Source organism: Pseudomonas sp. NPDC089396 (assembly GCF_044749545.1).
GTDB lineage: Bacteria > Pseudomonadota > Gammaproteobacteria > Pseudomonadales > Pseudomonadaceae > Aquipseudomonas.
This window is the reverse complement of the sequence record NZ_JBIVIC010000012.1, coordinates 164362-173643: the sequence shown is the minus strand read 5'-3', so window position 1 is coordinate 173643 and position 9282 is coordinate 164362. Positions and strand designations below refer to the sequence as shown.

The 9282-nt window shown below is 50.7% G+C and carries 7 protein-coding genes; 4 read left to right on the top strand and 3 right to left on the bottom strand.

From position 1 onward, the window contains the following. Window positions 1-1986 precede the first annotated feature (1986 nt). Genes ACIPZB_RS21215 through ACIPZB_RS21205 form a run of 3 tightly spaced genes read left to right on the top strand, consistent with a single transcriptional unit; the run spans window position 1987 to window position 5158 of the window. A complete protein-coding gene (locus tag ACIPZB_RS21215) occupies window positions 1987-3204 on the top strand; it encodes a DUF262 domain-containing protein (RefSeq protein ID WP_400642495.1) in 1218 nt (405 codons plus the stop codon). Next, window positions 3201-4268: a DUF3696 domain-containing protein gene (locus ACIPZB_RS21210; RefSeq protein ID WP_400642494.1), complete on the top strand. Its 1068-nt coding sequence runs from the start codon at window positions 3201-3203 to the stop codon at window positions 4266-4268. Before ACIPZB_RS21215 ends, ACIPZB_RS21210 begins: the two co-directional genes overlap by 4 nt. A 5-nt stretch (window positions 4269-4273) precedes the next feature. Further along, window positions 4274-5158: a type II toxin-antitoxin system RelE/ParE family toxin gene (locus tag ACIPZB_RS21205; protein WP_400642493.1), complete on the top strand. Its 885-nt coding sequence runs from the start codon at window positions 4274-4276 to the stop codon at window positions 5156-5158. Between the two features lie 573 nt (window positions 5159-5731). Here ACIPZB_RS21205 and ACIPZB_RS21200 read toward each other — a convergent pair. Together ACIPZB_RS21200 and ACIPZB_RS21195 are read right to left on the bottom strand one after the other, a co-directional pair. After that, a complete protein-coding gene (locus tag ACIPZB_RS21200; protein WP_400642492.1) occupies window positions 5732-6055 on the bottom strand; it encodes a hypothetical protein in 324 nt (107 codons plus the stop codon). A 6-nt stretch (window positions 6056-6061) separates the two neighbouring features. After that, window positions 6062-6943, bottom strand: coding sequence for a hypothetical protein (locus ACIPZB_RS21195; protein WP_400642491.1), 882 nt, complete (start codon window positions 6941-6943; stop codon window positions 6062-6064). 130 nt (window positions 6944-7073) lie between these two features. On the opposite strand from ACIPZB_RS21195, the gene ACIPZB_RS21190 reads away from it, so the two are divergent. Beyond that, the gene (locus tag ACIPZB_RS21190) at window positions 7074-8111 is read left to right on the top strand and encodes a helix-turn-helix transcriptional regulator (protein WP_400642490.1); all 1038 of its coding nucleotides are present in this window, start codon (window positions 7074-7076) and stop codon (window positions 8109-8111) included. Between the two features lie 561 nt (window positions 8112-8672). Here ACIPZB_RS21190 and ACIPZB_RS21185 read toward each other — a convergent pair. Beyond that, a complete protein-coding gene (locus tag ACIPZB_RS21185) occupies window positions 8673-8975 on the bottom strand; it encodes a nucleotidyltransferase family protein (RefSeq protein ID WP_400642489.1) in 303 nt (100 codons plus the stop codon). Window positions 8976-9282: the final 307 nt, after the last annotated feature.

Sequence of the window (9282 nt, the reverse complement as noted above, 5' to 3'; positions counted from 1 at the left end):
CCTTGGTTATCCGATAATCAGCGGCTGAAAATCGGGCTTTTCGGCATCCCTAAGCCGCCCATTTCCGGCTGATGAGCAACTTGATCGGAGAATCCCTAGCAATGCTCTGCGAGCACGGTGTAGCTGCCTGAAAAGAATTTGCGTGGCTAATTGAAGCACGGCGTAAAAACTGAAATTTGACTCGATATGCCGCTGTCTCTAACAAGAAGTTGAGCATATCGGAATCTCCATGCTGTACCTGCGGCAATCCCGAAAAACCACGCCACCGCTAGGATTATCCACAGGCGCTTGGTGCAGCCTGATATCCGCCTCAGCGATCGGCAGCTAAACCTATAAGGAGCACATTTGTACTCCTTATAGTGTGCTACCGCTAAGAGGTGAGACTGACGGGCCCGTGCAGTTCTTTCAGCCAGTAGGCCAGGGTAAAAGGTAACGAAAGATGCACCCGGGAGATGACTCTCAGGCCCCTGCCTTTTCTGTCTGGGCTGAAACCCAGGATTTGCGCCTGCGCAAGGGAGTTCCTGGAGGGGGCGTCAGCCTCCGTCAGGAACTGCTGAAGGATCGCATCCGCCAAGCGGCCTCTCTCAGGGCAGGATGACTTAGTCTGCCTTACCGGCGGTTTGAACTCGATCACTTTACCCATGATGGCTGGCTGATCTCACTATCCGGGTTTACTTACGTTCTGGGGTTTGTCCGCGCTTGCTATGAGCGTCTCAGTCACAGTTTTACTGATAATGACATCGACACCTCCAAGCGTTTTGATACGCCCTTCCCTCGCCGCTGCTCCGGAGCTCTCCCGACCAGTACGAGGGTTAAGATACTTTCTAGTGAATGCATCTGACATGGTTGCTCTACCTCCATTGAGACAGTTCAACCCTTTAAGCATATGCCTGTGAGGCCACGGCGGAGGTTTTGCCGCCGAATGGATCTACCTGATTTGCCTTTACTGTAGCCGGTACCCTAGAACCAAGCCCGAGTACCCCAAACGAGGTCTGCGAGCAGCATCAGCGGGCCAACTGATGCTCATCGATGGTCTCAAGCATTGCCTTCCACTAATCAAAGGACAGCTAAAGCCGCCAAACAGCGGCTCTTGAGGGGGATACTCGGGGACGGGAACTCTTGTCCCCGTAGACCCCATGCTGGTTGAGCTGCGTCATCTCTAGCTCGTCGAAAACCATAGAGAATCTGGCTGCTATGTGGCCTAACGGCTAGATCGTTGAAAGCCAGAAAAAAGCCGTGTACTGTACATTCATACAGCCTACAATCGGGCGCGAGGAGCACACCGAGAGCTAGGCTCGGCTAAGACTTTAGCAATCCCACATTGGTTGGAAGGTTTTCCGGATGGTGCTTTGGAGCAGCTCAATCACTATAGTTACCTGAATGAAGAGATGCTGATTAGCACGAAGCTGCTCGTCCCAAGCAAGTCACGTAGAAGGAGCGCGAACGAAGGATGTCAGACAGAAATACCATGGAGGTGGCAGTAATTCTGCAAGATCATTTACTGAAGGCGTTGCTCCATACCGACACAAGACGACCTAAGGCGCTCAGATCGTCAAGTTTTCGAGGGAGACCGCCCGACCGTGGTTTGAGCTATGTCAGAATTGACTGACCCAGGGCCGGCCATAGAAGAGCAGCGACGCATCATGAACGATCAACTGGTAACTAGAACAAACGCCGTGCTGAAGCACAGCTTTACAAACCGGGCAAGCCTGTGCCAACGAGCAAGCATTCTTGATTGCCACACTCAGGCTCAGTAAATTCTACCAGAATACTGTTTCACACCGTGTCTCGAGGCTATCGCAGACCGCTATCAAGGCAGGGCATTAGACGCTAGAATGATCACCAATAAGCCAGGGCACATGAAACCAACATGGACAACAAATGCATTCCTCTGCCCTACCCCTGGCACGTTACTGAGCAAAGTAAAAAACACTCTCAGTGATACATTATTAAACTATGCAATGTAATCCTAAAGGAAACTCCGAAATGGAAGAAGGCATTTACAAAGAAGAGCTTTCAGAAAGCGGAGAAGCCACCGGCATTGAACGAGACCCGGAAGAAGAGCTAACGCTAGAGCCTTTTGACCCTGACTCAATCTCAATAGATCAAAAGCTTGTCCCTATGGACACACTAATTAGACGACTCAAACAGAAATCCATTCATTTGAGCCCTAGCTTTCAGCGCAATGAAGTCTGGGATGACAAAAGAAGAAGTCGTTTGATCGAATCCATAATGCTTAAAATCCCGTTACCAATGTTTTATGTGGCTGCCAATGAGCTTGGGCAATGGGAAGTAGTAGATGGCCTTCAACGCTTATCTACGATACGAAACTTCATCGTAGGCAATGATGGTGACTTCCTCAGGCTCAGAGATCTAGAGTTCTTGGGCAGTAAGTACAATGGTAAATGTTTCAGTGACTTCAACGAAGACGAAAGAGATATTCGCCTCGTGAACACCATCATGGAAACTGAAATGCGTTTCACGGTCATTAACCCAGGCACACCGGAGGCAGTAAAGCGTAATATTTTCAAGCGCATTAATACCGGCGGAATGCCTTTAACGGCACATGAAATACGCCACGCGCTTTACGAAGGAAAATCTTCTGCATTGCTTCGCCACCTTGCGAAAAGCGAAGAATTCAGAGCTGCGGTCGATAGCAACATAAACGATACTAGAATGGGTGCGCAGGAACTGATCTTGCGATTTATCTCCTTTATGGTTCTTGGGCGGAAAGACTTCAAGTCAAGCATGGACTCTTGGCTAAGCAATACCATGCGCGTAATTAATTGCATGCCTGAGCTTGATGATAAACTCGTATTCAAAATCTTCCAAAACAACCCAGTCCCTACAATCAAGATTAGATCCATAGAAACTATCGAAGAGCGTTTCAAGTTGGCAATGCTTAGAAACAATAAGCTCTTCGGCGCACATGCCTTCCGTAAGTCCTTGCCAACCAACAAAAAAACACCCATCAACAAGGCCTTATTTGAAACTTGGTCTAACGTGCTTTCCGAGCTAACAGAGGCTGATTTTGCGAGGCTTGAAAACAGCAAACACCACCTTACTGAAAAATACAAATTCATCTTAGAGGACGAGACCTTCCTAAATTCCATAGGAAGGAACTCCTCGCAACCAAAGGACGTTGTAGATCGTTACGACACAATACTAAATATTGTTCAAGCGACTATCATGGAGAACCAATGATCAGTTCTATTTCTCTGAAGGCTTTCAAATCCCTTCCAAACAAAACCATTCCAACTTGTGCTTTGACGGTACTATCTGGACTTAACAACAGCGGAAAGAGCTCTATCATACAAGCAATCCGAATGTATGACCTAGCCGCAAAAGGTGGCTCACCGCTCCTAGAAGGGCATGGCTCTATTTCCGAGATCCGCTCTAAATTTTCACCAAAAGACGAGCCAATTGAAGTAACAGTTGAAACTCTCGATAACAACAAGCACACCCTCACGCTCAGTGAAGGGTATTGCACTCACCCAGTATTTTCTCCTGTATTTAGCTATATTGGCGCCGGCCGCCTCGGCCCACAAACCGTGCTGCCCCTGCGACGTTCTATCGAAGAACTACCCTACATTGGCGAAAAAGGGGAGTTTGTTTTTGACTTCATGCAGAAAATGGGTGACGCGATCATCCCAGAAAAACTTCACCACCGAGAGTCTCAAGGCGTAACATTAGCTTACGAGCTAGCAGGCTGGCTTAGCGAGATTGCTCCGGGTGTAGTAATTGAGCTTTCGACCGACCAAAAAGCCGATTTTGCCAGGGCCGAGTATGACAGTTTCCGCCCAGCAAACGTCGGATTTGGTCTGAGTTATACCCTTCCTATTTTGACCGCAATTCTTGGCATGGCAGCAAGTGCACCGTCCGCTGGCTGGGAAAAAGGATGGGGAGATAAATGGGAAAATCAGCGCAAAGCCAATGGGACTCTCTTGATTGTCGAAAACCCTGAGGCCCACCTGCATCCACAGGGCCAAACAGCGATGGGCCGTTTGCTCGCGCTAGCGGCATCCTGTGGTGTTCAGATCGTCACTGAGACACATAGCGACCATCTAATTGATGGAATCAGGATCGCGGTTAAGGAATCACTGATCAAAGCCGAAAATGTCGCACTTCACTTTCTCTCCAAGAGCAAAGAAGGTCTCAGCGAAATTGTATCGCCGACACTTAACGACTCTGGCAAATTGGACTATTGGCCAGATGGCTTCTTTGATCAAACATTAAAAAACAGAGCAGTTCTTGCCAGAAGGAACTAGGCACAATGGAACACTTGGTCTGCTTAAATACGAATAGCTTTCCAGCAAAGACCCCAGCGGAAGGGTACGTTCTCTTTGAAGAAGCCCTGCAAGGCCTGCTGCAACTTAATGGTGGCGGTGATCGCTTCACTCTCTACATAGACGGCACAGTTAAGCATTTTTCAGAATTTTTAATTGCAGAGTCTTTTACATATGGCGATTTTCTTACCCAACTAGGCGAAGAAAAAGAGCACGACATGCTCCTCTTTCTTACCGAGATTGACGATAAGACACCAGCACTCGATCATTTGGGAGAAGATATTTTCAACCAGCTAGCCGATTACAGTTTCTACATCCCAGGCTACGCAACATCTAAATTTCCAGATGTTCTCAGCTTAGCATTTTTCACTAATGCTACGATGCTCAGTATTAATACTGGCGAGCCCTGGAACCTTTCTAAAATTCCGTTAGCCCGCACTACAGATGGATCCTTCACGGCTGAAACGCTATCCGTTAACAATATTTCCTCGGAGCAGCACGGGGCAGAACTCTTCGAACTGCTTCGAAATATTGACATTATGGCGATCTGCGGAAACCATCATGTAACCAGTGATTTCCATGAATGGTTTAATGGGCTTAAAGAGGAAAACAGACAGCGAGTAGCCGACAAAATGCGACTTGCAGTCGAAAGAGAATTTAAAGGTGGAAAGCCTCTCTTCGACACCCTCATCGACGCTGAGGGCCTAAGAGAGATCAGGTTTTCTGCACACGCTGGGGGAGCAATTCGCGTGTTATTTAAAGCCCTCAGCGACTCCAAACAGGCTGTACTCGTAGGCTTTATAAAGAAAAACGACGGTGAGGGTTACAAGTACAACATTGCAAGAGCAAACGAACTTTTGGAAAGTATATAACTTCACCACGGTTGAACCAGGCTTTCATTAAGAATCCCTGGTTTAACATATAGACCTTTTATCTTTATCCTTTATTTTTGTGGTTCCAGCGCCCCCAAACACCGCAGGGAAGACGTTTACCGTTATCCCGCCGGAACGGAAAAGCCATGTACATAACTCGCTCCGCTTAAGTTTACTACGCCGTCAGTTTCATGCCAGCTAACCCCTTGCCGCGTTAAGGAGCAGGCTACGGCTAGGTAGTGCCCCATCGTTGTGGAGCAAATCAGTATCAAGTGCCTGCAATCCCTCTTGCCCAAAATGGCTACGAGCAGCTGGCCAAATCATGCCTTCCGGGGAACGGTGAGTGAAGATGCAATGGAGCCCATTAATGCATTGCTTTTTAGGGTGCAGGCTGAGCTGACAGCTCCTCAGAAGGATGGCGGTATGCACGGTCTAAGCGAGCACGTAGGTCAGGCCAGAGAACCCGGTGATTCCCTTCGACGGAGAAATCACCGAGCGTCCCGGCTTGGAGCTATGCCGAGCCCATTGCAGACGGAAATGGCTTTCGCTGACCGAGCGGTAACGACGCTAGCTCTACCTCGACCGAGCTTTAATGAGCATGGCCTCGAGCTCGGCGATCAGTTGGTCGACATCGACCTCTACGAATTCACCCGGGTTGAGCAACTGCTCCACGATCTCCGGGTTGTAGCACTCCACAAGTTCGGCATCTCCTGGAAGCCACATTCCGCCAACTCCAGTGATCACACCAGAGTGCTGCAACTCCAGGAGGGCCGCATCGATCTGGTCTGCGGTTAGGCGCGGCATTCGTTCGTTGAGCAGCGCTCTCAACGTTGTGTCGACGACTCCGTGTCCGATGAGATCGACGATGAGCGCTTTGATATCAGGCAAGGTGCTCATGGCCATTCAAGCTGCCGAACTGCCGAGATCGTATCCGATCATGAACAGTGCCATTTCGAGCTTACGGAGCGCGCTGCCACCTCCCACGTGGAACTCGCTGCTGTTTGCATGTGGGTGAGCCAACGCCTGGCTCAAGACCCAGCTCGCACGCATGTTCCAAAGGGCATGATGGCTCCCCCGTCGCAGGCCAGGAAATTTGAATGCTTTGTTTTTGCTTGGATTGCGACGCTTAGGGAAAGAGGCGCTCTCACCCTCCTTCGCAGGAGCCCAGGGAAAACGCAGGCCATCAGGAACAGCATGGAGTCCATTTTCCTCGCAATAGGTGATCACAAGCATACCTAGGGCTGCTGCTACGCGGCTGTCGTAAATGATGAAGCCCTTACAGATCACCGAATACACCTTGGTCATGCCTGCATTGAATCGGATGTCGGCCCGGAATTGAGGGCTGTCGAGATCACCTACGCGCAGCACTTCAGCGACCTGCTCAATTGTCTTGGCCAAGCCGTCCTGATTGTCCTCGAGCCACTGATTGTTGTGAGCAGACACACCACCCCAGGACATCATGGCTTTCGTCCCTCGGAGCATCATGTTGTCGCAGGTCGCAGCGAGGAGATCGGTGCTCATAGCATCCAGTGCTTGGTTATTGCTAGCAGCGCAGCTGCCGGCGCTCACCTTTAGGTGCGGAACACCGGAGTGATGCCACTCATATTGCTTGAAGGCGTCGTAGAGGTCAGCGAACTGCCAGCGCTTACCCGTCTTGCGGTTGACGTACTCGTGCTTCAACGGTTGATTCGATCCGAGGCGCTGAGCAAGCCACTCGATGAAGGCTTTTACTTCAGCACGTTGCTTGTATGGGGGATAGGTGCGACGGGTCACTTTGGCTTTCATGGACGCTCCAGGGAAATATCCGGGGTTCGTTGCTGGCAAAGCGATATTGCTGGACAATGGGGACACTTTTTGTCCCTGAGTGCCGACTGTGAGCGAAATAAAGCGAAAATATCTGCGCCGTAGAACACTGATGAAGATTTTGCACCGTGCTCAAGCCCCGCTGACGACGGAGGAACTGCATGGCATGCAAACTGAGTGGGCTGAGCAGCTCCCTCACATCAAAACAACGCGGCGTGATCTTCGAGGTCTGGCCAAAGATCAGCAGGTCGTCGGTGAGAAACCTAAAGGCCAAAAATCGTACAAGTGGACGCTGCACAAGAATGTGAGCCTTGATTTGGTGCTGTCACCGACCGAGTCGATGACCCTTCTCGCGATGCTGCAGCATTCGGAACGCTTTGGCTTCAAGCTCGTGACCGAGCAATTGGTCAAGCTGCGCGACTATGCTTTGGGCGTGATCACTCGGAACTCAGAGCAAGACCTGATAGCGCAAGGGCGTATCACATCCGGCACACGTTTCATGACTCTCCTCCCTGGCCTCTACGATCCAGCTCATCTGGACACCATCCAAAAGGCACTGCTGAGCGGCGAAAGCCTCAGCATGGTGTACGAGCCTCGCGATGCAGATGAAGCGGAATGCACATATGTGCTGAAGCCGCTCGCACTGTCATTTCAAGACTCAAACATCTATCTCTCAGCCCATGTTTTTTCAGAGGAGTGGCCCGAAGGAAAGGAACCCGCGCCTGATGAACCGCGCGGTAAGTACAGCAGTAATGGCCCAGGGAAGACCTGTGTTCTGATGCTCCACCGCGTGGTTAGTGTTCGCACGGACTTCCTCGACATCCCTGAACCGGAGCACTACGACTTCAAGTCATTCAAGGTGCAGAAAGACCTCATGACCGTGCACAGCGAGCAGGCGATCAACTTGAGGCTACGCTTGGAGGCGAACCTATTGAACCGACTCACTGAAAATCGCCTCAGCGAAACTCAGGAAATCGAACCCACAGAATCGGGGGCGATCTTGAAGTGCTCCATCCAAGACACACAAGGGCTGCGCCTCTTCTTGATGAGTAACGCTGACGAGATCGAAGTTCTGGAGCCTGGCTATCTGCGCGAGCACATCTGCCAAACGCTGCGGAAGGCCATGAGCATGTACGGTGACCTAGCATAGGCTCACCCTCGATACGGGAACATGCACAGAAGCAGCCTAAACACCCATGTCGTTTTCCAGCACCAGCACCTGGAGGGGCCGAGGGAGCTCCTTGATCGGCAAGCGGTGCATTAGCCCATGGGTAAGGTGCTGTGCGTGGAGTGAATAGAGGATGACCTGATTCGGAGTGCCCTCTCTGAAAGGGACGTATGCACCTACCTCTTCTTGTGCATCCCTAACTACGTCCACCACGACCTGGCCCACCCTGGCGCCATCAAGGTACTCCACTGTTTGCTTGGTCGGTGGCGCCGCGTCCCTCCAAATGTCGACTACTGCTTCCAAGAGGCCATTCTGCCCAAGGTGCTCCAGAGCCTTCGTCCATATCAATGCTTCCAACCCCAAGTCGATTCGCTTCACGACCACAGCAATTTACTCATCTAGCCGCACCTGTCCTCGGGCTCCACTCCAAGAGCTCGCGTCAGAAGCTCGGATCCGAGGGAGGCGGATTTTTCGACTAATTGACTCACTGGTGGATCACCGCCCCGACCTGAAGCGGGTAGCGGGTGTAAGAAAGGCATCAAGCTAAAGCTCTACGGCCTCGGCAATGATGGCGCTTCGGAGATGCTCAGGGATGTCGGTTTCAATGTTGAAATCGATTGATACGCCCAACATTGCCGCGAGCTCATCCTCAAGATCAGCAATGTCGAACAGAGAGATTGCCCCTTGTTTCGAGGGTGGAATGGTCGCCAGTAGATCCAGATCACTTCCGTCCCTATCCTGCCCGCGAGCTGTTGAGCCGAAAAGCTTCGGAGAGACAAAACCGTAGGCCTCGATCACTGTCTTGATCTCGAGAGTTCGGCCTGCAATGGCGTTTGAAGGCTTCAAAACATACTCCTGGAATGATGGCCAACCGTTCAAATAACCACAAAAAAAACAGGCTTATTTACGTGCCTGTTTGAGAGCAAAAACAAAGCCGGGGCCTATCGGCCCCAAATTGACGAGCTTGCTGGCTGGGGCAGTAGCAGCACACCATCTCGGCGAAATTTGCTCAAAATCTGAGCAAAATAGCCGAATAGAACGTGAGGACAGCAATAAATTTTTGCACAGCCGGCGCGATCAATCTGAATGGATGAGGTGGCTAGGCCACTGATGCTTTGCTTTTGATCTCAAACTAATAAATCTCCGTTTTTCA

Excerpts from the sequence above, each read along its gene's own strand:
- ACIPZB_RS21195 (WP_400642491.1), bottom strand. The coding sequence starts at position 6,943 with ATGAAAGCCAAAGTGACCCGTCGCACCTATCCCCCATACAAGCAACGT.
- ACIPZB_RS21210 (WP_400642494.1), top strand. The coding sequence starts at position 3,201 with ATGATCAGTTCTATTTCTCTGAAGGCTTTCAAATCCCTTCCAAACAAA.
- ACIPZB_RS21200 (WP_400642492.1), bottom strand. The coding sequence starts at position 6,055 with ATGAGCACCTTGCCTGATATCAAAGCGCTCATCGTCGATCTCATCGGA.
- ACIPZB_RS21215 (WP_400642495.1), top strand. The coding sequence starts at position 1,987 with ATGGAAGAAGGCATTTACAAAGAAGAGCTTTCAGAAAGCGGAGAAGCC.
- ACIPZB_RS21205 (WP_400642493.1), top strand. The coding sequence starts at position 4,274 with ATGGAACACTTGGTCTGCTTAAATACGAATAGCTTTCCAGCAAAGACC.
- ACIPZB_RS21190 (WP_400642490.1), top strand. The coding sequence starts at position 7,074 with ATGAAGATTTTGCACCGTGCTCAAGCCCCGCTGACGACGGAGGAACTG.